Here is a 26,106-nt window from a genome sequence, read left to right as displayed (position 1 = left end):
CTGCCGAGTTGCGACAGGTCGACTCGGGGCAAACGGACGAACTAGCTCAGGGCCTGGTCGAGGTCGCCGAGGAGATCTTCGAGGTCTTCCAGGCCTACCGAGATGCGAACTACCCCGTCGGACAAGCCGATCGACGCGCGTCCCTCCGGGCCCATGGCTCGGTGGGTGGTGGTGGCGGGGTGGGTGATCATGGTTTTGGCATCGCCGAGGTTGTTGGAGATGTCGATGATGCGCAGGCGGTTCAGCACCTCGAAGGCTCGTTTTTTGCCGTCGTCGCCGGTGAGGGCGAAGGTGACGACTGTGCCGCCGCCGGTCATCTGCTCCTTGGCCAGCGCGTGTTGCGGATGCGATTCCAGGAAGGGGTACTTCACCCAGTCGACCGAATTCTTGGTCTCCAGGAACTCGGCCACCCGCAGGGCCGACTCGGTGGAATGGCGCACGCGCAGCGGCATGGTTTCCAGGCCCTTGAGCAAGGTCCAGGCATTGAACGGGCTCAGGGCGGGGCCGGTGTGGCGCATCAGGGTTTTGACGGGGCCGTCGATGTAGTCCTGGGCGCCGAGGATGGCGCCGCCGAGGACACGGCCCTGGCCGTCGATGTGTTTGGTGCCGGAGTAGACCACCACGTCGGCCCCGAGTTCGAAACCGCGCTGGAGCAGGGGGGTGGCGAAGACGTTGTCCAGCACCACCTTCGCGCCCGCGGCGTGGGCGAGCTCGGTGACCTTGCGGACATCGACGAGAGTCTGCATCGGGTTGGCCGGGGTCTCGAAGAAGACGGCCTGAGTCGGGACGGAGAGGGCCTGCTCCCACTGGTCGAGGTCGTCACCGTCGACGAAGACGGTTTCGATGCCCCAGCGCGGCAGGATCTCGTTACAGACCACGAAACAGGACCCGAACAGGCTGCGGGCGGCGACGAGACGGTCGCCCGCCTTCAGCAGGGCGCCGAGCGCGGTGAACACCGCCGACATGCCGGACGCGGTCGCGAACGCCGCTTCGGCGCCGTCGAGCAGGCGGATGCGCTCCTCGAACATGGCCACGGTCGGGTTACCGAAACGGGAGTAGACGAAGTGCTCGACATCGCCGGTGAACGCGGCCTCGGCGGCTTCGGCGTTCTCGTAGACGAAGCCGGAGGTCAGGTACAGCGCCTCGGACGTCTCGTCGAAGCCGGAACGGCGCAGACCGCCACGCACGCCGAGCGTGCCGGGGCCGACGCCTTCGGGCAGTGGCTTGTCGAACGAACCACCCGTGATCATGCTTTTCTCCTTATGCCTGACGCCACGGCAGGCCGACAGCGCGCCAACCGGTGCTGCCGCGCTGACCGAACGCGTCGGGACCACCCTCGAAACCGTCGAGCACGTTGTAGGACGGTGCCACGCCCGCCGCGGTCGCCAGGTTCGCCGCGTGCGCGGAACGCTGACCGGAGCGACACAGGAACACCACGGGTGCGTCGTCGGGGCGACCGGCGAGCGCCTGCTCGAGCTGCACGCCGAACTCGGGATTGCGGGTGCCGGTGCCGTCGACCCACTCGATGAAGTGGGCCGGGCGTTCGATGGAACTGGTGTCGGGAATGCCGATGTGTGCCCACTCGCCTTCGGTGCGCACGTCGACCAGCACGGCGCCGGGGTGCTCGGTGAGTAGCTCCCACGCCTTCTCAGGGGTGATGTCGCCGGCGTAAGTCATGTCGATCCTCCTGCGTGAATCCGCTCTTGCCGTGCCGGAAATCCCCGAACACACGGCCAGGTCGTCACCCGGAGCACCCCACCGCGGAGGAGGGTTGCCGACCAGCGAGCCGGGGCTTGACGCTGGCACTCATGACCTTGCGATCTGAGATTGCCTCGGCACCGGTCATCGTGTCAAACGATTCAGAAGGAACACACCAGCCACGCGCTGTCGACGCGGGTCAGTTTCCAGTTGCTCGCCGCCGGGTTGCCGTTGACAACGAGCGCCGCGTCGATCTTGGCGCGGTCGCCGTTGACGGTGGCGTTCTCGAAACCCTTGCCGTCGATCGTGACAGTGGATTTCGGGCCACCGAGCTGTTCGCCGAGGCCGGATTTCTCCTCGTCGAATCCGGGGCAGGCCACACCGGTCGGCGGACGGAGGTCGCTGCGCGAGCGCGCGTCGATATAGTTGGTGACGGCGGCCGCGAGACGGTCGGCCTCTGTGACATTTTTCTCAGCGGGTGAGAGCAGTCCACCCGCCACGATGCCGATGAGCACGATGATCGCGATCACCGCGGCCGCGACGAACGGGACGATGGAACGCTTGTCGGTCTGATCCACCACTACGGGCTGGTCATCCGAGCCTGTTTGCTCCTCGTTCATGCTCTAATCCTGACAGACCCGGGCGGGCAGCTACACCGCGCGCCGGGTGACCGCAATGCCGCAGCTAGAATCGCCATGACTGCGTGCTGTTGCCAACTCGATGACAGCTGCCAGCAAGCCGGATCGCCGACTTAGCCTAAGCTAAGTTGACGCCGTCAAACAGTTCTCGACCAAAGGGTGCGCGTAGAAATGACCGAACAGAGTGCAGCGACTCGCCCACTTCGCATTGCGATCGTGGGTGCGGGACCGGCCGGTATCTACGCCGCCGACGCGTTGATGAAGTCCGATGCCGACGTGAGCATCGACCTCTACGAGCGCATGCCCGCGCCCTTCGGTCTCATCCGCTACGGCGTCGCCCCCGACCATCCGCGCATCAAGGGCATCATCACCGCCCTGCACAAGGTCCTCGACAAAGACCAGGTCCGCCTGCTCGGCAACATCGACTACGGCACCGACATCACTCTCGACGACCTGCGCCAGTTCTACGACGCGGTGATCTTCTCCACCGGCGCCAACGCCGACCGTGCCCTGGCCATCCCCGGCATCGACCTCGACGGCTCCTACGGCGCCGCCGACTTCGTGTCCTGGTACGACGGCCACCCCGACGTCCCCCGCTCCTGGCCCCTCGAGGCCGAGAAGGTCGCCGTGCTCGGCGTCGGCAACGTCGCCCTCGACGTGGCCCGCGTGCTCGCCAAGACCGGCGATGAACTCCTGCCGACCGAGATCCCGCCGAACGTCTACAACGGGCTCAAGGAGAACAAGGCTCTCGAGGTCCACGTCTTCGGACGCCGCGGCCCCGCCCAGGCCAAGTTCACCCCCCTCGAGCTGCGCGAACTCGATCACTCGCCGACCATCGAGGTCATCGTCAACCCCGAGGACATCGACTACGACGAAGGCTCCGAAGCCGCGCGCCGTAACTCCAAGCAGGTCGACATGGTCGCCAACACCCTGGAGCAGTGGGCCATCCGCGACCACGGCGACCGCCCGCACAAGCTGTTCCTGCACTTCTTCGAGTCCCCGTCCGAGATCCTCGGCGAGGACGGCAAGGTCGTCGGCCTCAAGACCGAACGCACTCAGCTCGACGGCACCGGCAATGTCAAGGGCACCGGCAACTTCACCGACTGGGACATCCAGGCCGTGTACCGCGCCGTGGGCTACCTCTCGCAGAACGTCACCCAGCTGCCGTTCGACGATCAGGCGGGCACGGTGCCCAACGAGGCCGGTCGCGTGATCGCCGACGACTCGGCCGCCGGCGACGCCCGATTCATGCCCGCCACCTACGTGACCGGCTGGATCAAGCGCGGCCCGGTCGGCCTCATCGGCCACACCAAGGGCGACGCCAACGAGACCATCGCCTGCCTGCTCGACGACGCCAAGGGCTTCGTCCCCGCGCCGAAGCCCGAGCTCGACGCCGTCACCGAGTTCCTCGAGGGCAAGGGCATCCCGTTCACCACCTGGGCAGGCTGGTACCGCCTCGACGCCCACGAGCGCGCCCTCGGCGAGCCCGAAGGCCGTGAGCGCGTCAAGGTCGTGGAGCGCGAAGACATGCTGCGCGCCTCCGAGCCGAACAAGGCCTGAACCGCCGCGAGCACGCCATGCGCAACCCGCACGACCCGACCTCGAGGAGGGTCCCGCCGCGCAGCGGCGGTTCGCGGCCGTCCCGTCGATCAGGTGCCGTTGCGTAGGCGACGAAGGAGCAAGCAACGGTGCCTGATCGACGGGACCGGCGAGGCCGCGAACTCGAGCGCGCCAGCGCTCCGAAGATAAGGCATTCTGTACAGGTGTTCGATGCCCACGTCCACATTATCGATCCTCGGTTTCCGCTGATCGAGAACGAAGGCTATCTCCCTGAGCCCTACGTGATCGATGACTATCGAAAGCGCATGGCGCACTTCGATGTTCGCGGCGGTGCTGTCGTCAGCGCGTCTTTCCAAGGCGCTGATCAGACGTACCTGAAGGCAGCACTGGCCGCGCTCGGTCCCGACTGGGTCGGCGTGACCCGGCTGGATCTCGACGCCACCGACGACGAGATCCTCGAGCTGAGCCGGGCAGGCGTTCGCGCCCTGCGGTTCAACCTCAAGCGCGCCGCCGCCGACATCACCGAGATGACATTGCAGGCGTTGCGTGCCCACGAACTGGCGGGCTGGCACGTCGAGCTCTACATCGACGGTCAGATGCTGGCCTCGCTGCAGCCGGTGATCTCGAAGCTGCCCGCGCTCTCGATCGACCATCTCGGCATGTCCGACGAGGGTTTGCCGTATCTGCTCGACCTGGTGGACCGCGGCGCCAGGGTGAAGGCGACGGGGTTCGGCCGGGTCGAGATGGATGTGGCCGAGACGCTGCGGCGCATCCACACGGTGAACCCGGGTGCGCTGATGTTCGGCAGCGATCTGCCCGGCACGCGCGCGGGCAGGCCGTTCGAGGAGCGCGATGTGGACCTGATCTCGCAGGTGGTCGGCTCCGATATCCACGCGGTGCTCGAGGACAATGCCCGCGAGTTCTACCGGCTGCCCGCGGTGCGTCGCCCCGAACCGGAGCCGCTACCCCGCATCGAGAATCCGACGATCCCGATTCCGCGCAATCAGCTTCCCGGCGCGGACGACCACACCCGTCCGCTGCCGATCATCGAGTAGAACTCGCGGCCGGCTCAGCTGATGATCGCGCCGGTGAGCCACACACCGGAGGCGATCAGCGCGCCGAACAACTCGACCAGCATCGACAGGCCGACACCCTCGAGGGCGTGCACCGTCGCGGGCCAAGCCAGGTTGTTGGTCTTCAAGCGGTACAGCTCGGCCAGGTACACACCGAGGACGAAGCCGATGAACAGGCCGACGATCGGGATCACGAAGAAGCCGGCGATGCCGAGCACCGCACCGGCCAGCAGCGCGCGGTTCGACACCCCGGCTTCGCGCATCCGCTTACCCGGCCAGGTGTACTTCACTACACCGGAGAGCGCCAGCGCGACGGTCGCGACTGCCAGCACCGTCCAGGCCGTCGCACCGCCGGTCATGAACGCCCACACCGCGATCGCCGCGAAAATGAGGATCACCCCCGGCAGGATCGGTACGATCACGCCGACGATGCCGACCAGAATGACAAGGCCGACAACGACCTCACCCCACACACCCACTACCGGGTCCTCCCGTTGCCGCGCCGAGTCGCGCTCGTGCGAATTCTCGCCCATGGTCTACCCGAGCCGCCACCCCAGCGCTATTGTCGGAGTGTCAATACCGTTCGACGACGAACTGAGGTCACCGCGTGAGCACGGAGTCCACCGCCAAGCAGGGGCCCCTTGCGGGCATCAAGGTCATCGAGTTGGCAGGCATCGGGCCTGGTCCGCACGCCGCGCTACTGCTGGCCGACCTCGGCGCCGACGTGGTGCGCGTGCAGCGCCCGAACCAGCTGCCCGGCTTCATGGAACGCCCGCAGTGGCGTGGGCGAACGATCGTCGAGGCGAATCTGAAGGACCCCGCCGACGTCGCCAAGATCCTCGACCTCGTCGAGAAGGCCGACGTGCTGCTCGAGGGCTTCCGCCCCGGCGTCACCGAGCGCATGGGCCTCGGGCCGGACGACGCGCTGGCCCGCAACCCGCGCCTGGTGTACGGCCGGATGACCGGCTGGGGCCAGCACGGCCCGCTCGCCGATCGCGCGGGCCACGACATCAACTACATCTCGCTGACCGGTGTGCTCAACGCCATCGGGCGCAAGGGCGAGCGGCCGGTGCCCCCGCTCAACATGGTCGGCGACTTCGGTGGCGGCTCGATGTTCCTGGTGTTCGGCGTGCTCGCCGCGCTGGTGGAGCGGCAGAGTTCCGGTAAGGGCCAGGTGATCGACGCCGCGATGATCGATGGCGCGCTCGCCCTCTCGCACATGATCTGGGGCATGCGCGGGGTCGGACTGTGGTCCGACGAGCGCGGCACCAACCTGCTCGATACCGGCATGGCCTTCTACGACACCTACGAGACCTCCGACGGCAAGTACATGGCCGTCGGCGCGATCGAGCCGCAGTTCTACGCCGAACTGCTGGCCGGGCTGGAGATCGACCCGGAAGGTCTGCCCATGCAGATCGACCCGAACGGTCAGGAACAGCTGCGCAAGCTGTTCACCGACAAGTTCCTGACGAAGACTCGCGACGAGTGGGCCGCGATCTTCGACGGCACCGACGCCTGCACCACACCGGTGCTGACGTTCACCGAGGCCACCGAGAACCCGCACATCGTGGCCCGTACCGGCCTGATCGACATCGACGGTGTGGTCCAGCACGCGCCCGCCCCGCGCTTCTCGCGCACACCGGGCGGCACGCCCACTCCCCCGCCGAACATCGCGACACCGATCGAAACGGTCTGGGCTGACTGATTCGGCGGCCTGTCGTCGGTAAAGTTCTGCACTATCGACGACAGGCCGAGGTTGCGAACCGTCCGAACCCCACCGAAGGTGCTTGCCGCCCTCATCGCGGTCACCACCTTCGGCGCGGCGGTGCTGTGCTTCGTCCTGGCCGAGGGATTGTTCGACACCCGCACCGCGCAGATCGCCGAAAACCATTGCCACAGTGCGGCGCCGGTGCCGGTGATGGTGACCGTGCTGAACGGGCTCGCGACCGGGCTACTGCTGGCCGCCGCCGTCTCGCTGCTGTGTTTGCTGGTGCTGCTGTTTCGCTACCCCTCCGAACGCGGCGCCGTCGCGGTGCCGCTGACCGCGGTGGGATTGGTGGCCTCGGTGCTGTTCATGTTCGGGGCGGGATACGAAACTGTCCGCCCCGAACCGGCCTCCACCGGGCACAACCCGTGCGCGTTCAGTAGCAGGTGAGCGGTTGGAGCGGGTCGGCGGCGCGGGGTGTGAGCGCGTCGTAGGCCGCGGCGATGGATTTGACGGCGATGCGGAGGTCGGCTTCGGGGTGGGTGTACGGCAGCCGGACGAAACGTTCGAACGCGCCCTGGACGCCGAAACGTGGTCCGGCGGCGAGTAGTACGCCGTGATTGGGCGCGGTGGCGGCGAGCGCGGTGGAGACCGGGCTCGGCAGCTGGGCCCACACCGACATGCCGCCCGCACCGACGGTGATGTGCCAGCCCGGGAGGTCCTCGGCGACGGCGTCGAGCAGGGCGGTGCGCTGGGTGCGCAGCTGTTCGCGGCGGCGCTCGAGGATGGGTTCGGCATTCTCCAGCAGGTGGACGGTGGCCAGCTGGTCCATCACCGGGGTGCCCAGGTCGACGGTGGAGCGGATGCCGAGCAGCTTGGTGATCAGCGGCTGACCGGTACGGATCCAGCCGACCCGAAGGCCACCCCAGAACGACTTCGACGCCGAACCGATGGTGACGATCTCCGAGCCCTTCGCGAACGCGGCGACCGGCGGGGGCATCGTCGCGTCCGACAGGTTCAGCTCGCCCATCGACTCGTCGACGATGACGGTCATCCTGGTGTCGCGGGCGATGGCAGCGAGTTCGGCGCGACCCTCGGCGCCGAGCAGCAGTCCGGTGGGGTTGTTGAAGTCGGGAACCAGGTAGGCCAGGGTAGCCGCGGTTTGCCGTGCAGTACTGCGCAGACCCTCGAGATCCCAACCGGCATCGGGGAATTCGGGTCGCAGCGGAATCGGGATGGGGCGGGCGCCGACGTCGCGGATGGCTTCGATGGCGTTCGGGTAGGAGGGGTGCTCGATCAGGACCCGGGCGCCGGGTGAGGCGAGCACGTTGAGCAGCAGCCGAAGTCCGTGTTGCGCACCGAGAGTCACCAGGATCTGTTCCGGTTCCGTCGGTAGTCCGCGCGCGGTGTAGCGGCGGGCCAGCGCTTCGCGCAGCGCGAGGATGCCGACCGGGTCCATGCCGTGGGTGCCGAGATACGACGGAATTCCTTGCAGCGCCGTCGAATAGGCGTCGTGCAGTTCGGGCGAGGCCGGCATCGCGGCGTAGGTCATGTCGATGGTCGGAAGTTCCGGCTGCGCCATCAGGGCCATGATGCCGCGGCTGGGCTTGGCGCCGTCGTGCTGGATCGCGGGCGGCAGAGCGACGGTGCTGCGAGAACCCTGGCGGCTGATCAGGTAGCCGTGCTCGCGCAGCAGCGAATAGGTGGAGGTGATGGTGGTGCGGCTGACACCGAGTGTTCCGGCCAGATCGCGCTCGCTGGGCAGGGCGACGCCGAGCGGAGCGCGGCCGTCGTGGATCAGCAGGCGAATGGCTTCGGCCAAGGCCAGATAGGCGGGCCGGTGCGGGCGGCGTTCGGCGTCGCCGTCGGTTTCGGGGTCACGCCACCGGCCGAGGTCGCGAGCCAAGCCTGCCGCACCGATCACTCTTGTCGCCATAAAGTCCAGTATTCCCTAAGTGGATATTTCTCAGCAAGGCCAGTGGGGGGATTCTTACGAACATGACCACTTTCCTTGCCCTCGCCGTTGCCGTTGCCTTCGGGTTGGCGGTCTATCACTTTTCGCCCAAGAAGGGCGAGCTGCCCTTCTGGCCGTTCCAATATCTGCCGCATGACCGGGCATTCGGCACCTACGACGAGCAGCGCCTCTACCGGGATCTCGATGCGATGCGTTCGCACGAGGTCGGCGACGACGCAGTCCAGTTGCACGAAACTGGCCTTAATGTCCAGTCGGCGGACACGCAGCGAGGGCCGCTCGCCGCGTGAGTATGTCTTTGTCGGTGGGTCGGCGCACACTGTGATCATGAGTGACTCGACGCAGACCGAGACGGTGGTTTCGGCACTGTTCGACACCGCTATCGGGCTGTGCGCGATCGCCTGGCACGGTGACGCCGTTGTCCGGTTCCAGCTGCCCGAGGCGAGCGAGGAGGAAACCCTCGCCCGGATCACCCGGCCGTTCCACGGGTCACCGGTGCCGGAGAGCGCGCCGGGGCCGGTGATCGTCGAGGCGATCGCGGGGATTCGCGCCCACCTCGACGGGGCGGTCGACGCACTGCGCTGGATCGAGGTGGATCTGCGGGGGGTGCCGCAATTCCATCGCGCGGTGTACGCGGTGACGCGCGAGATCGACCCGGGTCACACGCTCAGCTACGGCGATATCGCCGGTCGGATCGGAGCTCCCGGCTCCGCGCAGGCCGTCGGACAAGCCTTGGGGCGCAACCCGGTGCCGCTCATCATCCCCTGCCATCGGGTGCTCGCGGCCGATCACGCGCTGCACGGCTTCTCGGCGCCGGGCGGGATCGGCACCAAAGCGCGGCTGCTGGAGATCGAACGGACGCCGGGTTTCGGCGAACCGATGCTGTTCTGATCGGTATCGCGGCGGCAGCGGCCCGGCGCACCACCGATGAATTTCCGCGACGGGCCCCGTCTCAACGAACAAGATCAGACTCGCCCGGCTCGCGCCAGCTGTGGGTCCGCGAAACCCGCGCGGACCTGCGGTCGAGGTGATCGCGTACCGTCGAGCGCGGCGGCCCGTTATCGAGAGGAATTCCCCCATGCAGACTGTGACGTCGGCCGACGGCACCACGATCGCCTACGACCGGATCGGTGAGGGGACCGCCGGGACCGTCATCCTGATCGGTGGCGCCTTCAGCTACCGGGCGTTCCCGACAATGGTCGAACTCGCGCAGGCGCTCGCCGACGATTACGGGCTCACGGTGCTCAACTACGACCGGCGCGGACGCGGTGACAGCACCGACTCCCCCGGCGTGTACGACGCGGCCAACGAGATCGCTGATATCGCGGCGCTGGTCGAGGCCGCGGGCGGGAAGGCGGCGTTGTTCGGCTGGTCCTCCGGTGCCGCGCTGGCGCTGCTGGCCGCCCAGTCCGTGCCCGGCGTCACCGAGGTGGTGGCTTTCGAGCCGCCGTTCGTGGTCGACACGAAAGGCCATGTGCCGCCGAAGGATCTGGAAGCCAAGCTGCACCCGATGATCGCCGCGGGCGATCGCGGGAAGACCGTGCGGTACTACATGACCAAGGCGATGGGGATGCCGTTGCTGATGGTGGCGGCGATGCGGGTGACACCGTTCTGGAAGACGCTGACGGCGACGTCGAACTCGACCGCGCACGACTGGGCCGTGATGAAGCCGTACATGCAGGGCAAGAAGCTGGACCCGGCCGACTGGGCGGGTGTCGAGGTGCCGGTGCTCGTGCTCGCGGGCGACCGGACCGCACCGCTGCTCATCAAGGGCTCCAAGGCCGCCGCCGCGGTGCTCCCGAACGCGGAATTCGCCGAGCTCCCCGGAGTGAGTCACAACCCCAAGATTTCCGTCCTCGCCCCCGCTGCCGGCGAATTCCTCACCCGCACACAGTAATCAGGGCGGCGGTGGGTGATCGCGGAAGAACTGGCACGGCTCACCGGTGAGGTAGCCGTCCAGACACGCGAAGTAGACCTGGACGCAGCTGTTACTGGTGCAACCAACGGTGTAGAGCATTCCGCGAATGCGGTCGTTGCGCTGCTGCGAGGGGGCGAGAGTCTGCGCGGGCGGCGGCGCCGAACGCACCGGGGTGGCGCTGGGCGAGGGCGTCGGCGCGTCCGGGGCGGCGCATCCGGGCAGGACCGCCAGCGCCAGCAGAGCCGCCGCGGCTGACCCACGTCGCAGAGTCATCGTCCACCTCCATCCGAAACCCTTCTCGACGCTACCCCCGCCGGCATTCGGATGCGGAGGTGGTCAGAGAGTCGCGCCGTAACCGCTGCCGAGCACGCCGCCTGCGACGGCACCCGCCGCGGCTGCGGGGACGCCGAGCACGGCGGCACCGGTAGCCGCACCCGCCGCGGCGCCGATGGCGGCGCCCGCACCGGTGCTGGCGGCCGCGATCGGCCACGCCAGGGCAAAGCCCGCGGGGATCGCCGCCAAGGCGCTCGCGCCCGCGGTCGGAACCGCCGCCGCGGCACCGAGAATCGCGGCCGCGCCCGCGGTGCCCGCGGCGCCCACGGCGAAGCCGACACCGGCACCGATGCCGGCGCCGATGAGGCCGCCGCCCACCGCGCCGACGGCAGCAGCCGGAACACCCGCGATCGCGGCTCCGGCCAGCGCGCCACCGACGGTCGCGGCGGCGATCTTGTCCGAGCGGCTCGGGTTGATGCCGATCGAGCGGCCCTGGGTAGCGATCGCGGCTTCGGCGTCGGCCGCGGTGCCGTTCACACCATCGAGGATGTCGTTCGGGACCTCGTCGGGAACGGGGCTGGTGAAGTCGCCGACGCGCAGGGTCCGCTCAGGCGGCGCGATCGGGGCCACCGGCTCGACCGGCTCCGGAAGATGGAGTTCCTCGATGACGATCGGCGGAGCCGGCGCGGTGTACTCCGGCACCGGGCGAGATTCCGGACGCTCCGGCGTCAGATGCCCGAGCGAATCCGGACCGTCGAACTTCGCCAGATCCGAACGCCCACCCTCATCGACAGGGGCCTCGGTGGTGACACCCGGCTGCACCGGGACCTCGTTCACACCCGGCTGCGGCACCGCGACAGCAACACTCGCGCAAGCAACCGCCAACGCCATGGGCACCACCCCGATCACCGGCCGAGCAACCCGCCGCACCGTCGAAGAGCTCACATTCACAGACCGACGGATCACGCCGACACCCACTAACACCCGAGGAAACGGCGCGTCCCCGCGCGCCGCCCGCGAACGATAACGGTTGCCGGCCGGATGCCACAAATCGATAGCTATCAGGCATCACCGCTCAGGCCGGCGCCGGCGTCGTGCCGTCCGCTGAGACAAAACAGAAGGTCCGGTGCCGCTTACCGGCACCGGACCTTCGAGCTAGTTCCCCAGCCTCACATCAAGCCAGCACGTCATGCCGAACGATCGTCTGATCACGACCCGGCCCCACACCGATGCACGAGATCCGCGCGCCCGACAGCTCCTCCAGCCGCAACACATACGCCTGGGCGTTGGCAGGCAGCTCCTCGAAACTACGAGCGTGGGAGATGTCCTCCCACCAGCCCGGCAGCTCCTCGTAGATCGGCTTGGCGTGATGGAACTCGGTCTGCGTGGTCGGCATCTGCTCGACCCGCTTACCGTCGATCTCGTACGCCACGCAGATCGGCACCGTATCCAGCCCGGACAACACATCCAGCTTGGTGAGGAAGTAATCGGTGACCCCGTTGACGCGCGTGGCGTACCGGCTGATCACCGCGTCGAACCAGCCACAACGACGCGCACGACCGGTGGTGACACCGACCTCGCCGCCGTTCTTGGCCAGGAACTCACCGAAGTTGTCGAACAGCTCGGTCGGGAACGGGCCGGAGCCGACACGGGTGGTGTAGCACTTGAGAATGCCGAGCACCGTGTCGATCTTGTTCGGCCCGATACCCGAACCCACCGCCGCGCCACCCGAGGTCGGGTTGGACGAGGTGACGAACGGATAGGTGCCGTGGTCGACGTCGAGCAGCGTGCCCTGCGAGCCTTCCAGCAGCACGGTGTCGCCGCGCTCGAGCGCCAGATTCAGCTCGAGCCGGGTATCGGAGATGCGGTGCTTGAACGATTCGGCCTGCTCGAGCACCTCGTCCACCACCTGCTGCGGGTCGAGCGCGCGGCGGTTGTAGATCTTGACCAGCACCTGGTTCTTGAACTCCAGGGCAGCTTCGACCTTCTGGGTGAGGATCTTCTCGTCGAGCACGTCGGCCACGCGGACGCCGACGCGGGCGACCTTGTCCTGGTAGCAGGGGCCGATACCGCGACCGGTGGTGCCGATCTTGCGGTTGCCGAGGAAGCGTTCGGTGACCTTATCGATGGCCACGTGATACGGCATGATCAGGTGCGCGTCAGCGGAGAGCAGCAGGCCGGAGGTGTCGACTCCGCGCTCTTCCAGACCGGCCAGTTCCTCGAGCAGCACGCCCGGGTCGACGACGACACCGTTGCCGATGACGTTCTTGACACCGGGGGTGAGGATGCCGGACGGAATCAAGTGCAGCGCGAACTTGTCGCCATTGGGGAGCACCACCGTGTGGCCGGCATTGTTGCCGCCCTGGTATCGGACCACCCACTGCAACCGCTCACCGAGCAGGTCTGTAGCTTTGCCCTTACCCTCGTCGCCCCATTGGGCACCGATGAGGACGATTGCCGGCATTTCGGAGTCTCCTACAGATCGACGGCAGCACACGCGGCACTGCAGCTACCTGCCGTAGACGCTGGCGCGTCTATCACTGAGGCGGTGGCCGGAGGCACAGTCTAGCCGACGTCTGATCAGGTCCTATCGACCTGCCCCGCCGGAGCGGTTCGACCCCGCCCTACCGCACCTGCCCTGATCGGTTACGGTTACCAGTCGGCAGTGATTTTGCGTGACCGAGGAAGGTGTACCGCAGTTTGAGTACCCATGTTCTCCGATGCGGTGAAATGCCGGTCCCGATCTCGCTCACCTCGTTACCCAACACCCAGACCGGGCGTGTCCCCGATGTCGCGGTGATCGACGAGCTGCTTCCGGTGCTGGCCGCCGACAGCCTGCCGCGCCTGATCGTGCTCGGCGCCGATGCCTCGCTCGCCGCCGTACTCACCCATCTGATGCGCACCGAGCGATTGCACGTCGAAGTTGGTTTCGTCCCGGTCGAGACCACCTACGCCTCCCGCGTCTATCAGACCGGAACCGGCAACGGCGCCGCGAAACGAGCGGTGGAGGGCCGGGCGATCGAAACCCCGCTGATCCGCGACGACACCGGCACCGTGCTGGTCGGCCGCGCGAGCATCACCGGCGTGGACGGCGCGAAGCTCGAGGGCGAAGCCTATGTCGACGACACGCTGCTGTTCACCGGCAAGGTCACCACGATGCTGATTTCGCCGACGATGACCATGCCCGGTGTCCGCGCGCGAGTGCGCAAGGGCCTGCGCAAGCGCACCTGGGTGTCCGGTCGCGCCGCCCAGCTCGGGACGCCGGGGGCGGTCGTCACCCGCGACGGGATCACCGCCGAACGCACCGTCCCCCGCTCGACCTTCTATCGATTCGAACAACCCTGGCTATTGGTGCGATGACCTACTCCTTCCCCTCGGATCGGCGGTCCGGGCACAGCGCGGTCCGGCCGAGCCCGGTATTCCTGCTGATCGTCCTGATCACCGTGGGCGGCGGTGCACTCGCCTGGGACGCCGATATCGATTCGGTGCGCGCCAAGGTCGGCGTGTTCGTGCTCGTGGTGTTCGGCTGGATCATCAGCTTGTGTCTGCACGAATTCTCCCACGCGTATGTGGCGTGGCGGGCGGGCGATCACGAGGTGGAGGTGCGTGGATATCTCACGCTGAATCCACTGAAGTACAGCCACCCGGTGCTGTCGATCGGCCTGCCGCTGGTGTTCATCGCGCTCGGCGGGATCGGGCTGCCCGGCGGCGCGGTGTATGTGGACACCACACGGTTCAACACGAGTGTGCAGCGCCTGGTGAGCGCGGTCGGCCCCGCGTCGAACGCGCTGTGCGCGGTGGTGCTGCTGATCGTGATCCGGGCCTTCGGGTCGGTCGCCGAGCATCCCGCGTTCTGGTGCGGGCTCAGCTTCCTCGCGTTTCTGCAGATCACGGCGTTTCTGCTGAACATCCTGCCGGTGCCTGGCCTGGACGGCTACGGGATCATCGAGCCGTCGCTGAGCTACCAGACACGGCGCTCGCTCGATCAGTTCAAGCCCTACGGCATGTTGATCCTGTTCGCTGTCATCTTTTTCACCCCGCTGAGTCAGGTGTTCTTCAACGGTGTTTACGCATTGTTCGAACTATCGGGGGTACCAGAGGTGTGGGCCGCCTATGGTGGCCAGTTGACCCGATTCTGGCGTTGAGGCCAGCGGGTCGGAATCGACCCTGGAACGGAAATTGCGTATGAGCTCCACCGGATCGTCCGCTGTCCTGTCCGTCGTCATCCCGGCGCTAGACGAAGCAGCGGGCATCACCGCTTGCCTCGAGCGCCTTGTCGACCAGGACACGATTGATGAGATCGTCGTCGTCGACAACGGCAGCACCGACAACACCCGCGAGATCGTCGCCGAACTCGCCACCCGACATCCCAAGATCGAGCTGATCTCCGAGCCGCAACCCGGCGTCGCGTTCGCTCGCAACACCGGCTTCGACAAGGCTCGCGGCGACTACCTCGGCCGCATCGACGCCGACACCCTCGTCTCCCCCGAGTGGGGCGCCACCGTGCGCGCCCACCTCGACTCCTACCCGGACACCATGGCGGTGACCGGGATCAGCACCTATCACGACTCCCCGATCGGCATCTTCCTCGCGGCCGCGATCGGCGGGCAGGAACGGCTGGGGATGATCAAGACCCAGCCCGTCGGCAATGTGCACGGCGCCAATATGGCGATCCGGCGCTCGGCGTGGGACCAGGTGCGATCCGCCACCACCACCCGTCGCGACCTGCACGAAGACCTCGATCTGGCGCTGTGCCTGTCGAAGGCGAAGCTGCGCATCGACCAGCTGCCGACGTTGCGGGCCGAGATCTCCGCGCGCCGTCGCAAGACCCCGCCCGACGTGTGGTGGAAGTACCAGTTGCGCGGCCTGCAGACCATCGCCAATCAGGGCTACGCCATCGTGCCGTTCCATCGCGCGGTGATCACCGGCGCCTGGATCATGCACACCTCGCAGTGGCCGATCTACCGGGCGTGGGATTTCGATCGCAAGCGTTTCTCGCTGCAATCGGGGCGCCCGCGCGTTTCCCCCGTCGGCGACTGAAGTCACTCCTCGGGCGTCACATACGGATTGGGCACGGTGGGCGGAAGCAGGGCGATCGCCGAGATGCGCTGCATTCCGCACACCACCATCAGATCCACCACGATCGAGCGGAGCTGTGCGAAGACCACATGCGCCGACAGGCCCGCCCCGACCACGAGTTCGGGGCGTGCGCCCTTGGCGACGCTGCGCAACGACGTGAGGGCTTCGGCCTGATCGGGTTGCTCGCCCGGATCGGCCAGCATCATCTTGCGGACCACGTCGGTGGCGTGGCCCAGCTGGTCGACCAGGTCGATCAAGCGCGGATCGAGGACCTCGTCGTCGCGGACCAGGGTGAGCGAACGGCGAAGCAGCACACGGGTATTGCGGACCGCGTTGTCGAGCGGGTCGGCCGCGTTGTGGATGCGTTCCAAACGTTTTCGGGAATTCCAGTACAGCGGTGAGATGCGGCTGATCTCACGGCCGCCCGCGAGCGCGTCGCGCAGGGCGTCGATCTGGGGCTGGGTGTCGCGCACCGCCGACAGCGAGTCGGACACCTTCGTCGAGTTCTGTTCGAGCAGGCCCTCGGCGCAGGTGATCATCGATTTACTCATCACCGACAGCACGTCGGCGGCGTGTTCGCGGGCGCGGCGCACCGGGTGCAGGGGGATCAGCGCGACCATCACCACACCGACGAGTCCGCCGATCAAGGCGTCGATCATGCGGTTCGGACCCGCGCCGGGCGCCTGGTTCAAGGTCGAGACCAGCACGGCCGAACCCGCCGCCTGCATGGTCATGAGCGCGCCGCTGCCGAGGAAGACCGACACCGCCATGGCGCCGCCGACCACCAGGGCCACCTGCCAGACACCGGTCCCGACCTGGGCGATGAACAGGTCGCCGATGCCGATGCCGACCGCGACACCCACCACCAGTTCCACCGACCGGCGCACTCGCGCACCGAACGAGATACCGATGGAGACCACCGCGGCGGTCGGCGCGAAGAACGGTTCGATGTGGCCGACGAGGTTGTGTGCGATGAACCACGCCAGCGCGGCGCCGAGCGCGCACTGGATGATCGGGATGACCGAGAGCCGCAGGCGCTCGATCGACGCCCGGTACCGGCCGACGGTGCTGACCTTGGCGGCCGCGACGACCGGAGTGGCAACGGCGACGAAAGGCTTGTGTTCGCTCACCTACGACTCGGACCCGACCGCTGGCTCAGTCCAGGCCGAGTTCGTTCGCCGCGCGCGGGTCGCAGTCTTCGAGCAGGTCGAGGCAGCGCGCGTACTCCTCGGTCTCACCGATCGTCTTCGCCGCGCTCGCCAGCGCGCCGACGCTGCGCAGGAACCCCTGGTTGGGTTCGTGGCTCCACGGGACGGGGCCGAAACCCTTCCAGCCGTTGCGCCGCAGCAGGTCGAGGCCACGGTGGTAGCCGGTGCGGGCGAAGGCGTACGCCGCGACGGTGTCGTGATTCACCTCGCCGCCCGCGCGCCGCAGAGCGCCCTCCGCCAGCTGGGCCCACGCGATCGATGCGGCCGGGAACTGCGCGGCGACCTCGACCGGGTCGGTGCCCGCGGCAATGGCGTCTTCGGCGTCGATCAGTTCAGGAAGGAGGACCGGCTGCGGTCCGAGCAGGTCACCGAAGGAGGTCATGGGTTCATTGTGCACCGAGGCTGTGGCAGACGCCGACCGGCCCGCCTTCACCTTCGCCACGGCCGTGCGCGACAGACTTGGGACCGCTTCGCGGCTGTGCCCATTAGGCTGAGCGCAGAGTGCAACGTTCGAGCCTGAGCGAGGGGTACAGAGGTGTCCGACCCGACCGACGAGAACAACCCGGCAGCAGAGTCTGCCGGTCCCGGCGCGCCCGGCCGGCGTGACGATTCGTCCGCGTCCCCTCCCGGCGCACCGGAGTCGGTCACCGAGCCGGACCGGCCGACGGGACAGCCGGTGGGTCCTGACGCGACGGTGGTGATCCGGCGAGAAGATCTGCCGGGTCGACCCGATGCCGGTGCGCGCGTGCAGGACGCGCGTTCCGGTGGGGCGCAGGCCGCCGCGGGGCAGGGCGATCAGCCCGGTGGTGCTCAGCGCCCGGGTGGACCCGTGGCTTCCGGCGGATCGCGGGTCCAGAGTGGGTCTGCGCAAGATGGGCCTCGCGCACCGCAGGGTAACGCCGCTGGTGGGCGGTCGGGTGGCACTGCGCCCGGCGCGGGACAAGGCGCCGGGCGACAAGGCAATGTGCCCGGCGGACAACAGCCTTCGGGACCGGGTGCACAGCAGTCGTGGGGCCGGCCGGGGTTCACGCCCGGCGGGGCGCGGCCGGGCGGTGCGCCGGGGGCGGGCGTCAATGCTCCTGGTGCACAACCGCATTCGGGTCAGGGCGCCCCGCGGCCCGCGGGTCCGGTCGGCGGGTCCGGTTCGCCACAGGGCGGCGGACCACAGGTGGGACGCGGACCGAGCGGTGGACCCCAGGCGGGGTACGGGCCGAGCGGTCGTCCCGGTTCGCAACCGACAGGTGCGCCGCAAGCGGGACGCGGGCCGGGTTCGCAACCGACAGGTGCGCTCTCAGCGGGACGCGGGCCGGGTGGGCCGGGTTCGCAGCAAGCGGGTGGGCCACAAGCAGGACGCGGGCCGAGCGGGATGCCCGGGTCCCCGCAAGCCGGACGCGGGCCGAGCGGAGGGCCCGGTTCCCCGCAAGCAGGTGGACCGCACGCGGGGCGCGGGCCGGGTTCGCAGTACGCAGGTGGGCCGCAAGCGGGTCGTGGGCCCAGTTCTCAGCAGGGTGGTGGGCCGCACGCGGGATACGGACCGGGCGGTGCCCCCGGGTCTCAGCAGGCCGGTGGACCCCGTGTCGAGGGCGGAAATGCCGGGGCTCGGCAGCCGGGCGGGCCCGGCACTGTGAGTGGTGGACCGCAGCCCGCCGGACCCGGTGGCGATTCGCGAGTCGGTGGGCCCGGCAGCTCGCCTTCCGGTGGACGGCCGGGGAACGCGCCCTCGGGTTCGAATGGCCGCTCTGGTGAGCAAGGGGCGGAACAGGATTCAGCTGACGGCGGGTCGCCGTTGGCCGGGTTGTCGACGGGGTTGCCCGGCGGGAGCCGGGGTGACCGAGCCGATGTTTCGAGCCGAGCACCCCGCGACGATCAGGGCGCCGACCTCGCCGGACCGGACGCGCCGACGACCGCGATGCCGATTCCCGGACGGAATCCGGCGGCGGGGCGCGGAGGTTCGGCGGATGACCGCACGGTGAAAATGGGTGGCGCCCAGTCGAAGTCGGCTCAGGCCGATGTGCCGACTGCCGCGATGAACAGGGCCGAACTCGCAGCGGCGACGTATGCGGAGTTCGGCGACGAATCCGCACCGAACGACACAACCGCACGTGGCACGGTTGCCGGAGCTGCGGCGGCCGGTGCTGTGGCCACAGGTGCCGCAGCGGCGGCCACAGCGGGCGCCGGATCCGACGAGGCCGCGGAACAGCGTGGCTCGAAGTCGAACGCCGATGGCGGCGCCGACACGCGGGCGCAAGACGGCGACAGCTCCACGGAAGGCACCGCAGCCGAAGCTGATTCGAGCGCGTCCGCGACCGCAGAGCAGAAGGACGACACGACTGCCGCTACGACCACGAACACCGAGGCCGACTCGGCCAGCGGGTACACAGCTACAAAGCCCGCAAGCACCGGGCCCTCGACTACCGAGCAAGCGGCAGACGCCGACGCGGCAGGCCCCGCAGCGTCAGGGTCCGCAGTGACAGGATCCGCAGCCGCCGTGGCCGCGGCAGCAGCATCCGGGCCGGCAGCATCCGCAGCCACAGGGTCCGGGCCAGCGGCATCCGCAGCCACCGCGTCCGGGCCAGCAGCGTCCGGGCCAGCCGGGTCCGGGCCAGCCGGGTCCGGGCCAGCAGGATCCGGGCCAGCAGGATCCGGGCCAGCAGGATCCGGGCCAGCAGGATCCGGGCCAGCAGGATCCGAAGCTGTGAAGGCCGGTGCCGTTGCGGGACAGGGTGACTCGCGGGGCGACAAGCCGGTTGATGTCGACGCGACCGAGAAGTTTCAGACCGGTGCGCCGAAGGACGGAGGCCCCGGGTCCGGGTTCGAGGACCGGACCGTAGCGATGCGGACGGTGGGTTCGGCGGATGCGCCGACCACCGCGATGCCGGTGCAGCGGGCGAAGACCGCTGAGCAGGGTGGGACCGACCGGGTGGTGCCGCCCGCGGGTGGGCGGCCTGCGATGACGCCGCCGCCGAATACGCCCCGCGGTCCTGCCGGGCCCCGACAGGCAGGGCAGCCCGGGCTCGGCGGTCCGGGGCAGCACCCCGCGGGTCCGGGACAGCAGGGACCGCCGGGACCCGGCCAATTCGGACAGGGGCCGGGGCAGCAGGGACCCGCACGCGGTCAGCAAGGGCCAGGCCAGCAAGGGCCTGCGGGCTCGCGGCCCGGCGGACCAGGGCCGGTCGGTCCAGGACACCAGGGCCAAGGCCAGCACGGGCTCGCCGGTCAGCAAGGATCGGGCGCTTCGAACCAGCAGGGCCCCGGGGCGGCCGGCGAGCAAGGATCCGTTGGTCCCAAGCAGTTCGGGGCCGCGGCGGCCGGTCTGTCAGGGCTCGCTGTCGCGGGCAATCAAGCGCCTGGTGGTTCCGCCTCGGCCGATTCCGGCCAGCAGGGAATCGAGGAGACGCAGCCGTCGCCGCCGCGCGGGCCGGGTGTGCCGCAGCGGACTGGTGGTTCGGCTCCTTCGCCCGCGGATATTCAGCCGACTCGACCGGCCCATCAGCTGGGCGAGGGGCAGCGTCAGGTGGCGCCGCCGCAGCGGATCGGGGTCCAGCCGGGTGAGGAGGCCGGTGAGCCCGGGGCCGTGCGGTCCAAGAAGTGGCTGCTGGCCGCCGGTGGCGCCGCGGTGCTGGTCGTCGCCTTGATCGCGACGGTCGTGGCACTGATGGGCGGTACGGACGATTCGCCCGAGGGACAGGTGAAGGCGGTGATCGGGGACTACACCGACGCGCTGCGCAGCGGCGACCTGGAAGACCTGCGGGCGAGTACGTGTGGCGAGCTGCACACGTTCTATCAGGGCATCACTCCAGAACAGTTCAAAGGCGTGCACGAGGTCTCGACCGAGCGCGGTTCCATTCCGGTGGTCGACAGCGTGGACGCGGTGCGGATCACCGGTGACACCGCCCTCGCCCAGGCCACGGTGTACACCACGGCGGATCCGTCGAAACGGACCGCGCGGACGTTCGACCTGCAGCGCACCGACGGTAGCTGGAAGGTGTGTGACCCCGCGGGAACTCCCTGATCGTGCGTCGACCCGTCGTAGGGGGCTCTTCTGCCTGCTATGACGGGTCACACATAACTGGTGATCCAGACGGGTGAACAAGTAAAGTTTTCCGGATCATGAGCAGGGAACAGACAGTGGAGCAGCCGGACATCGATGCTGTGGTCCCGGATGCGACGCTGGTCGGTCAGCGCTTCGCTTTCCGCGATCACTACGAAGTCGGCCGCGAGAAGATCCGGGAATTCGCGCGCGCGGTGCAGAATCTGCACCCCGCCCATCAACAGGAAGTCGACGCGCGCAAGCTCGGCTACGACGGGGTGATCGCCCCGCCGACCTTCGCCTCGGTGATCGGCATGACCGCCACCCGCGCCCTGCTCGACAGCGTGCTCACCGAGTACGACCTGTCGCAGGTGCTGCAGACAGACCAGGTCTTCGAGCTGTTCCACCCGATGCTGGCGGGCGACCGGATCAGCACCGAGATCGAGATCGAGTCGATCCGCCAGTTCGGCGACAACGACTTCATCAACGTCGGCTTCAAGCTGCGCAACCAGCACGACCAGGTGGCTGTGCAGGGCACCACCACGATCGTGGCCCGCCGTGGCATCGAGGTCGATGCCAATATCGTCGAGGCCGTCGAGAACATCAGCATGCACCCGCGCCCCGACTCCATCGGCGGCGTCGGCACCGGCGATCTCCTGATCCGCCACACCGGCCCTGCCCCCGCGCTCCCCGTGCGCGAAACCGTCGCGGTCAACACCATCCCCGAATTCGACTCGCTGGCAAAGGGAACCGAACTTCCCCCCGCCACCGCCCGCCTGACCCGTGGCGACCTGGCCAACTACGCGGGCGTCTCCGGCGACCCCAACCCGATCCATTTCAGCGACCGCGCCGCCGAACTGGCCGGGCTACCCACCGTGGTCGCTCACGGCCTGCTCACCATGGGCCTGACCGCGCAGTACCTGACCGACTGGCTGGGCGACCCGACCGCCATCGAGAAGCTGAGCGTCCGCTTCTCCGGTTTCGTTCCGGTTCCCCCCGCCGAGGCCGGCGTCATCGAATTCTCCGGAAAGATCAAGTCGATCGATCCCGGCCGCCGCGCGGCGACGGTGCTGTTGAGCGGAGTCTCCGAGGGCCGCAAGCTCTTCGGCCGAGCAGCGGCCGAAATCCGCCTGACATAGCACCTGCCCACCCTGGGTCTGCCACGACCTTTCGCCGTGGCAGACCCAGGGTCCCAGGCCTACTTCACCGCGATGAACACCAAAACCGTTCCACCGATACGGATTACATCGCCATCGGCCAGCAGTGCCCCGTTGTCGATCGGCACCTCGTTGACATAGACCCCGTTGGCCGAGTGCAGATCCTTGATCAGCAGTCCGGCACGGCTGGGCATGATGTGCGCGTGATACCGGCTTGCCTTCGGATCATCGAGAACCAGTTCGTTGTCCGTCATCCGGCCGATCCTGATCCCCCCGTGGGGAATCGGCAGCGTCCGCCCGTCAGCGAATCGCAGATTGCCGTTCCGGATCGACTGCGGCACCTCGGTGACGGTCTCGGTCATCGCCGCGGCCACCTGATCGGATCGCCTGGACGCCAGCACATTCAACGGCTCCTGGCGCAGCACCTGCCGCTCCAGCTCGATCAGCGCGGCCCCCGGATCGATGCCCAGCTCCTCGGCCAGCACGTTGCGCACCCGCCGGCACGCCTCCAGCGCGTCCGCCTGCCGCCCGGACAGATACAGCGCGGTGATCAACTGCCCCCACAGCGGCTCGCGCAGCGGATGCTCGTTGGTCATCGACACCAACTCGCCGATCACCGAAGACGCCCGGCCACAGGCGATTTCCGCGTCGACGCGCGCGGAGACGGCGAGTAGCCGCTCCTCGTTCATCGCGGTGGCGAACCCGTCGGCGAACTGCAATCCGGCCAGGTCGGCCAGTGCCCGCCCGGTCCATTCCCGCAGTGCCGCACCGAAAAGATTGGCCGCGCCGGGGTGGTCCCCAACGTCCAAACACCGCGAACCCGCTTCGCGCGCGCTCTCGAAACGTCCGAGATCGCATGCGGTATCGGGGATTTCGAGCCGATAGCCCGCGCCCTCGGTCCGCAGCACCTGCGCCGAGTCGATCCCCGCGTTGCGCAGCGCTTTACGGATATTCGACACGAACACCTGCAGGCTGGCCGCGTAGGAATCCGGCGGATCCTCGTTCCAGACCATCTCGGCGAGCACAGCAGAAGACACCGCGCGCCGCCGATTGACGGTGAGCGCGGCAAGGAGAGCGCGCGGCTTGGGCCCGCCGACCGCTACCGGCTCGCCGCCGACGAGCAGTCGTACGGGCCCGAGCACACGGACATCAAGACTCATGAGCTCGGGCCCCGTTTGCTGGTACGAAAATCAGGAACCGCTGACGGAGCGTCCGGCCGACTTCAGGTCGTTGCAGGCCTCCGTCACGCGCTCGGCCATCGAGGTCTCGGCCTTCTTCAGGTAGCTGCGCGGGTCGTAGACCTTCTTGTTGCCGACCTCACCGTCGATCTTCAGCACACCGTCGTAGTTGGCGAGCATGTGACCGGCGACCGGGCGGGTGAAGGCGTACTGGGTGTCGGTGTCGACGTTCATCTTCACCACGCCGTAGCGCAGCGAGTCCTCGATCTCGGACTTCAGCGAGCCCGAACCACCGTGGAACACGAAGTCGAACGGCTGCGCGCCGGCCTCGAGGCCCAGCTTCTCGGCCGCGACGCGCTGACCCTCGGCCAGCACCTCGGGCTTGAGCACCACGTTGCCCGGCTTGTACACACCGTGCACGTTGCCGAAGGTGGCGGCCAGCAGGTACTGCCCGTTCTCGCCCGCGCCGAGCGCGGCGATGGTCTTCTCGAAGTCCTCGGGCGAGGTGTAGAGCTTGTCGTTGATCTCGGCCTCGACGCCGTCTTCCTCGCCGCCGACGACACCGATCTCGACCTCGAGGATGATGTTGGCCGACTTACAGGCCTTCAACAGCTCCTGGGCGATCTCGAGGTTCTCGTCGATCGGGATGGCGGAGCCGTCCCACATGTGCGACTGGAACAGCGGGTTCAGACCGGCGTTCACGCGGTCCTGCGAGATCGCGATCAGCGGACGCACGTAGGTGTCCAGCTTGTCCTTGGGGCAGTGGTCGGTGTGCAGCGCGATCGTGACGTCGTACTTCGCCGCGACGATGTGCGCGAACTCGGCCAGTGCCACCGCGCCGGTGACCATGTCCTTCACGCCGAGACCGGAGCCGAACTCGGCACCACCGGTGGAGAACTGGATGATGCCGTCACTGCCCGCGTCGGCGAAGCCCTTGATGGCGGCGTTGATCGTCTCCGACGACGTGCAGTTGATAGCCGGGAACGCGAACGAGTGCGCCTTGGCCCGGCCGAGCATCTCGGCGTAGACCTCCGGGGTCGCGATAGGCACAGCAGTGACCTCCGTCTTGTGGGGAGCAAAAACCAATTCTGTCAGGCCACACCCTAAATTAGGAAGGCGAACGCGAGATCACCCGGTGGGGCGAGGTTCACCCGCAGGGCACTCATGTCACAGATCGGACCGGTACTGTGGGGGCCGTGACTTTGCTGGCGGTATCCGATGCGGTGACGAACAACCTTGCCCTGACCCAGTTGCTGGACCCGATGTATCTACTCCAGGAGACCTGGCTGAAGAACGCGGTGCTACCGGCCATCCTGGCGATTGTGTTCATCGAGACGGGTCTGCTGTTCCCGTTGCTGCCCGGTGACTCGCTGCTGTTCACCGGCGGCATGCTCGCGGCACAGCCGGGCTCCACCCTCTCGATCTGGGTGCTCGTACCGTTGGTGATTCTCACAGCCTTCCTCGGCGACCAGTGTGCGTATTGGATCGGCCGCAAGATCGGCCCGGCCATCTTCAAGAAGGAAGACAGCCGCTTCTTCAAGAAGCACTACGTCACCGAGACGCACGAGTTCTTCGAGAAGCACGGCCCCAAGACCATCATCCTGGCCAGGTTCGTGCCGATCGTGCGCACGTTCATGCCGGTGCTGGCCGGTGTGTCGAAGATGAGCTACCGCAAGTACGTGGCGTTCGACATCGTCGGCGCGGTGCTGTGGGGTGGCGGCGTCACCGTCCTCGGCTACTTCCTCGGCAACGTGCCCTTCATCCGCGACCACATCGAGGGAATCTTCCTGCTGATCGTGTTCGTCTCGATCCTGCCCGCGATCATCACGGTCGGTAAGAAGGTGCTCGAGCGCCGCAACGCACCGGTCGCGCCGGCGCAGAGCGGCGAGCTGGCTGCTTCGACGAACGAGACGCACTGATCCCTGTGACCGCAGTACCGTCGACCCTCGCTATGGGCAGCTTCGATCCGCTGATCTCAGCAGGCCCCGTTGTGGTCTGCACGGTGGTGCTAGTTTTCGTCTTTCTCGAATGCGCGTTCATCATCGGGCTGTTCCTGCCCGGTGATTCCATGCTGATCACCGCGGGCATCGTGCTCGCCTCGCACGCCAATGGCGAAGCGCAGGTCTGGGGGTTGTCGGTGGGCACGATGCTCGCCGCGATCGCGGGTAATCAGGTGGGCTATGTCGTCGGGGCGCGCACCGGGCATCGCCTGGTGGCGCGCAAGAACGGCCGGTATATCAACACCAAGAATCTGGCCAAGGTCACCGATCTGCTCGAACGGCACGGGTTCCTCGCGGTGCTGGTGGCCCGCTGGATTCCGTGGGTGCGCACGCTGTGCCCGATGGTGGCGGGTGCGGCCGGGATGGATCATCGGCGCTACACCGTCGCCAGCACGCTCGGCGCGGTGATCTGGGCGCCGGTGCTGCTGTTGATCGGGTACTACGCGGGCGAGTTCCTCGAGCAGGTTCCGTGGCTGATGCCCGCGGTGATCGGCACGCTGATCGTCGGTCTGATCATCGGCACCGTCCTCGGTATCCGGCACTATCGCCAGGAGATGGCGCGGCCGGTCGAGGAGTACGACCTCGAGCCGAGCGTCGCGGTCGAGTCCGAGCGCTGA

The 26,106-nt window shown here is 68.0% G+C and carries 27 protein-coding genes and 1 riboswitch; of the genes, 15 read left to right on the top strand and 12 right to left on the bottom strand.

What is annotated here, in order from left to right:
• Positions 1–41: 41 nt before the first annotated feature.
• From ACFWFP_RS30035 to ACFWFP_RS30025, 3 genes are all read right to left on the bottom strand, one after another.
• On the bottom strand, positions 42–1,250 hold the full coding sequence (locus tag ACFWFP_RS30035; protein WP_379300609.1) for an O-succinylhomoserine sulfhydrylase: 1,209 nt from the start codon (positions 1,248–1,250) through the stop codon (positions 42–44).
• A gap of 10 nt (positions 1,251–1,260) precedes the next feature.
• Positions 1,261–1,677: a rhodanese-like domain-containing protein gene (locus tag ACFWFP_RS30030; protein WP_067450341.1), complete on the bottom strand. Its 417-nt coding sequence runs from the start codon at positions 1,675–1,677 to the stop codon at positions 1,261–1,263.
• 17 nt (positions 1,678–1,694) lie between these two features.
• A riboswitch (SAM riboswitch) is annotated at positions 1,695–1,814 on the bottom strand.
• 45 nt (positions 1,815–1,859) lie between these two features.
• Positions 1,860–2,318 carry a hypothetical protein gene (locus ACFWFP_RS30025; protein ID WP_378996041.1) on the bottom strand — a complete coding sequence of 153 codons (459 nt, stop codon included), beginning with the start codon at positions 2,316–2,318 and terminating at the stop codon, positions 1,860–1,862.
• Between the two features lie 189 nt (positions 2,319–2,507).
• Between ACFWFP_RS30025 and ACFWFP_RS30020 the strand changes: the two genes are divergently transcribed.
• Positions 2,508–3,896: an FAD-dependent oxidoreductase gene (locus ACFWFP_RS30020; RefSeq protein WP_379300607.1), complete on the top strand. Its 1,389-nt coding sequence runs from the start codon at positions 2,508–2,510 to the stop codon at positions 3,894–3,896.
• Positions 3,897–4,099: 203 nt separating this feature from the next.
• A complete protein-coding gene (locus ACFWFP_RS30015; protein WP_379300721.1) occupies positions 4,100–4,951 on the top strand; it encodes an amidohydrolase family protein in 852 nt (283 codons plus the stop codon).
• 14 nt (positions 4,952–4,965) lie between these two features.
• Here the strand turns inward: ACFWFP_RS30015 and ACFWFP_RS30010 are convergent, their stop codons facing one another.
• Entirely contained in the window at positions 4,966–5,448 is a 483-nt protein-coding gene (locus ACFWFP_RS30010) for a DUF456 domain-containing protein (RefSeq protein WP_379300719.1), read from the bottom strand.
• A gap of 128 nt (positions 5,449–5,576) precedes the next feature.
• On the opposite strand from ACFWFP_RS30010, the gene ACFWFP_RS30005 reads away from it, so the two are divergent.
• Positions 5,577–6,674 (top strand): CaiB/BaiF CoA transferase family protein, encoded by a 1,098-nt coding sequence (locus ACFWFP_RS30005; protein ID WP_379300605.1) that lies wholly within the window; start codon positions 5,577–5,579, stop codon positions 6,672–6,674.
• Between the two features lie 78 nt (positions 6,675–6,752).
• On the top strand, positions 6,753–7,124 hold the full coding sequence (locus ACFWFP_RS30000) for a hypothetical protein (RefSeq protein ID WP_379300603.1): 372 nt from the start codon (positions 6,753–6,755) through the stop codon (positions 7,122–7,124).
• Here ACFWFP_RS30000 and ACFWFP_RS29995 read toward each other — a convergent pair.
• Positions 7,111–8,610 carry a PLP-dependent aminotransferase family protein gene (locus ACFWFP_RS29995; protein WP_379300601.1) on the bottom strand — a complete coding sequence of 500 codons (1,500 nt, stop codon included), beginning with the start codon at positions 8,608–8,610 and terminating at the stop codon, positions 7,111–7,113. The genes ACFWFP_RS30000 and ACFWFP_RS29995 overlap by 14 nt on opposite strands.
• A 62-nt stretch (positions 8,611–8,672) precedes the next feature.
• Here ACFWFP_RS29995 and ACFWFP_RS29990 point away from each other — a divergent pair, with 62 nt between their 5' ends.
• The 3 genes from ACFWFP_RS29990 to ACFWFP_RS29980 all read left to right on the top strand — a co-directional run bounded on the left by ACFWFP_RS29990 (position 8,673) and on the right by ACFWFP_RS29980 (position 10,543).
• Entirely contained in the window at positions 8,673–8,936 is a 264-nt protein-coding gene (locus ACFWFP_RS29990) for a hypothetical protein (protein ID WP_379300599.1), read from the top strand.
• A gap of 37 nt (positions 8,937–8,973) precedes the next feature.
• The gene (locus tag ACFWFP_RS29985) at positions 8,974–9,537 is read left to right on the top strand and encodes a methylated-DNA--[protein]-cysteine S-methyltransferase (RefSeq protein ID WP_379300597.1); all 564 of its coding nucleotides are present in this window, start codon (positions 8,974–8,976) and stop codon (positions 9,535–9,537) included.
• Between the two features lie 187 nt (positions 9,538–9,724).
• Entirely contained in the window at positions 9,725–10,543 is an 819-nt protein-coding gene (locus ACFWFP_RS29980) for an alpha/beta fold hydrolase (protein ID WP_379300595.1), read from the top strand.
• On the opposite strand, the gene ACFWFP_RS29975 is transcribed toward ACFWFP_RS29980, so the two are convergent.
• The 3 genes from ACFWFP_RS29975 to ACFWFP_RS29965 form a co-directional block, all read right to left on the bottom strand.
• On the bottom strand, positions 10,544–10,837 hold the full coding sequence (locus tag ACFWFP_RS29975; protein WP_379300593.1) for a hypothetical protein: 294 nt from the start codon (positions 10,835–10,837) through the stop codon (positions 10,544–10,546). It abuts the gene before it with no gap.
• Between the two features lie 63 nt (positions 10,838–10,900).
• Positions 10,901–11,782 carry a hypothetical protein gene (locus tag ACFWFP_RS29970; RefSeq protein WP_379300591.1) on the bottom strand — a complete coding sequence of 294 codons (882 nt, stop codon included), beginning with the start codon at positions 11,780–11,782 and terminating at the stop codon, positions 10,901–10,903.
• 229 nt (positions 11,783–12,011) lie between these two features.
• Entirely contained in the window at positions 12,012–13,301 is a 1,290-nt protein-coding gene (locus ACFWFP_RS29965; RefSeq protein ID WP_379300589.1) for an adenylosuccinate synthase, read from the bottom strand.
• Positions 13,302–13,567: 266 nt separating this feature from the next.
• On the opposite strand from ACFWFP_RS29965, the gene ACFWFP_RS29960 reads away from it, so the two are divergent.
• Genes ACFWFP_RS29960 through ACFWFP_RS29950 form a run of 3 tightly spaced genes read left to right on the top strand, consistent with a single transcriptional unit; the run spans position 13,568 to position 15,877 of the window.
• On the top strand, positions 13,568–14,197 hold the full coding sequence (locus ACFWFP_RS29960) for a hypothetical protein (protein ID WP_379300587.1): 630 nt from the start codon (positions 13,568–13,570) through the stop codon (positions 14,195–14,197).
• Positions 14,194–14,982 (top strand): site-2 protease family protein, encoded by a 789-nt coding sequence (locus ACFWFP_RS29955; RefSeq protein ID WP_379300585.1) that lies wholly within the window; start codon positions 14,194–14,196, stop codon positions 14,980–14,982. Before ACFWFP_RS29960 ends, ACFWFP_RS29955 begins: the two co-directional genes overlap by 4 nt.
• A gap of 40 nt (positions 14,983–15,022) precedes the next feature.
• Positions 15,023–15,877 carry a glycosyltransferase family 2 protein gene (locus tag ACFWFP_RS29950; RefSeq protein ID WP_379300583.1) on the top strand — a complete coding sequence of 285 codons (855 nt, stop codon included), beginning with the start codon at positions 15,023–15,025 and terminating at the stop codon, positions 15,875–15,877.
• A gap of 2 nt (positions 15,878–15,879) precedes the next feature.
• Here ACFWFP_RS29950 and ACFWFP_RS29945 read toward each other — a convergent pair whose 3' ends face one another.
• Positions 15,880–17,046: an aromatic acid exporter family protein gene (locus tag ACFWFP_RS29945; protein ID WP_379300581.1), complete on the bottom strand. Its 1,167-nt coding sequence runs from the start codon at positions 17,044–17,046 to the stop codon at positions 15,880–15,882.
• A 25-nt stretch (positions 17,047–17,071) separates the two neighbouring features.
• Positions 17,072–17,506 (bottom strand): DUF3151 domain-containing protein, encoded by a 435-nt coding sequence (locus tag ACFWFP_RS29940; protein ID WP_379300579.1) that lies wholly within the window; start codon positions 17,504–17,506, stop codon positions 17,072–17,074.
• A 901-nt stretch (positions 17,507–18,407) separates the two neighbouring features.
• On the opposite strand from ACFWFP_RS29940, the gene ACFWFP_RS29935 reads away from it, so the two are divergent.
• From ACFWFP_RS29935 to ACFWFP_RS29925, 3 genes are all read left to right on the top strand, one after another.
• Positions 18,408–18,752: a hypothetical protein gene (locus ACFWFP_RS29935; RefSeq protein WP_379300577.1), complete on the top strand. Its 345-nt coding sequence runs from the start codon at positions 18,408–18,410 to the stop codon at positions 18,750–18,752.
• A gap of 1,067 nt (positions 18,753–19,819) precedes the next feature.
• The gene (locus ACFWFP_RS29930; RefSeq protein WP_379300575.1) at positions 19,820–21,136 is read left to right on the top strand and encodes a hypothetical protein; all 1,317 of its coding nucleotides are present in this window, start codon (positions 19,820–19,822) and stop codon (positions 21,134–21,136) included.
• Positions 21,137–21,234: 98 nt separating this feature from the next.
• Positions 21,235–22,293 carry a fused (3R)-hydroxyacyl-ACP dehydratase subunits HadA/HadB gene (locus ACFWFP_RS29925; RefSeq protein WP_379300573.1) on the top strand — a complete coding sequence of 353 codons (1,059 nt, stop codon included), beginning with the start codon at positions 21,235–21,237 and terminating at the stop codon, positions 22,291–22,293.
• 59 nt (positions 22,294–22,352) lie between these two features.
• Here the strand turns inward: ACFWFP_RS29925 and ACFWFP_RS29920 are convergent, their stop codons facing one another.
• Entirely contained in the window at positions 22,353–23,471 is a 1,119-nt protein-coding gene (locus ACFWFP_RS29920; protein ID WP_378995878.1) for a BTAD domain-containing putative transcriptional regulator, read from the bottom strand.
• A 30-nt stretch (positions 23,472–23,501) separates the two neighbouring features.
• The gene (gene fbaA / locus ACFWFP_RS29915) at positions 23,502–24,539 is read right to left on the bottom strand and encodes a class II fructose-bisphosphate aldolase (RefSeq protein ID WP_379300571.1); all 1,038 of its coding nucleotides are present in this window, start codon (positions 24,537–24,539) and stop codon (positions 23,502–23,504) included.
• Positions 24,540–24,751: 212 nt separating this feature from the next.
• Between fbaA and ACFWFP_RS29910 the strand changes: the two genes are divergently transcribed.
• Positions 24,752–25,408, top strand: coding sequence for a DedA family protein (locus tag ACFWFP_RS29910; RefSeq protein WP_379300717.1), 657 nt, complete (start codon positions 24,752–24,754; stop codon positions 25,406–25,408).
• Positions 25,409–25,440: 32 nt separating this feature from the next.
• Positions 25,441–26,106, top strand: coding sequence for a DedA family protein (locus ACFWFP_RS29905; RefSeq protein ID WP_379300715.1), 666 nt, complete (start codon positions 25,441–25,443; stop codon positions 26,104–26,106).

It is taken from the genome of Nocardia sp. NPDC060249, from assembly GCF_042728755.1.
Lineage (GTDB): Bacteria > Actinomycetota > Actinomycetes > Mycobacteriales > Mycobacteriaceae > Nocardia.
The sequence above is the reverse complement of the archived record's forward strand: the minus strand, read 5'-3'. Positions and strand labels throughout refer to the sequence as shown.

Bases quoted from the DNA above. Each gene is read 5' to 3' on its own strand.
- ACFWFP_RS29990 (WP_379300599.1), top strand. From the start codon at position 8,673: ATGACCACTTTCCTTGCCCTCGCCGTTGCCGTTGCCTTCGGGTTGGCG.
- ACFWFP_RS29960 (WP_379300587.1), top strand. From the start codon at position 13,568: ATGCCGGTCCCGATCTCGCTCACCTCGTTACCCAACACCCAGACCGGG.
- ACFWFP_RS30020 (WP_379300607.1), top strand. From the start codon at position 2,508: ATGACCGAACAGAGTGCAGCGACTCGCCCACTTCGCATTGCGATCGTG.
- ACFWFP_RS30030 (WP_067450341.1), bottom strand. From the start codon at position 1,677: ATGACTTACGCCGGCGACATCACCCCTGAGAAGGCGTGGGAGCTACTC.
- ACFWFP_RS30035 (WP_379300609.1), bottom strand. From the start codon at position 1,250: ATGATCACGGGTGGTTCGTTCGACAAGCCACTGCCCGAAGGCGTCGGC.
- ACFWFP_RS29925 (WP_379300573.1), top strand. From the start codon at position 21,235: ATGAGCAGGGAACAGACAGTGGAGCAGCCGGACATCGATGCTGTGGTC.
- ACFWFP_RS29920 (WP_378995878.1), bottom strand. From the start codon at position 23,471: ATGAGTCTTGATGTCCGTGTGCTCGGGCCCGTACGACTGCTCGTCGGC.
- ACFWFP_RS29950 (WP_379300583.1), top strand. From the start codon at position 15,023: ATGAGCTCCACCGGATCGTCCGCTGTCCTGTCCGTCGTCATCCCGGCG.
- ACFWFP_RS29980 (WP_379300595.1), top strand. From the start codon at position 9,725: ATGCAGACTGTGACGTCGGCCGACGGCACCACGATCGCCTACGACCGG.
- ACFWFP_RS29995 (WP_379300601.1), bottom strand. From the start codon at position 8,610: ATGGCGACAAGAGTGATCGGTGCGGCAGGCTTGGCTCGCGACCTCGGC.
- ACFWFP_RS30025 (WP_378996041.1), bottom strand. From the start codon at position 2,318: ATGAACGAGGAGCAAACAGGCTCGGATGACCAGCCCGTAGTGGTGGAT.
- ACFWFP_RS29955 (WP_379300585.1), top strand. From the start codon at position 14,194: ATGACCTACTCCTTCCCCTCGGATCGGCGGTCCGGGCACAGCGCGGTC.
- ACFWFP_RS29905 (WP_379300715.1), top strand. From the start codon at position 25,441: ATGGGCAGCTTCGATCCGCTGATCTCAGCAGGCCCCGTTGTGGTCTGC.
- ACFWFP_RS29940 (WP_379300579.1), bottom strand. From the start codon at position 17,506: ATGACCTCCTTCGGTGACCTGCTCGGACCGCAGCCGGTCCTCCTTCCT.
- ACFWFP_RS29965 (WP_379300589.1), bottom strand. From the start codon at position 13,301: ATGCCGGCAATCGTCCTCATCGGTGCCCAATGGGGCGACGAGGGTAAG.
- ACFWFP_RS29985 (WP_379300597.1), top strand. From the start codon at position 8,974: ATGAGTGACTCGACGCAGACCGAGACGGTGGTTTCGGCACTGTTCGAC.
- ACFWFP_RS29910 (WP_379300717.1), top strand. From the start codon at position 24,752: ATGTATCTACTCCAGGAGACCTGGCTGAAGAACGCGGTGCTACCGGCC.
- ACFWFP_RS29975 (WP_379300593.1), bottom strand. From the start codon at position 10,837: ATGACTCTGCGACGTGGGTCAGCCGCGGCGGCTCTGCTGGCGCTGGCG.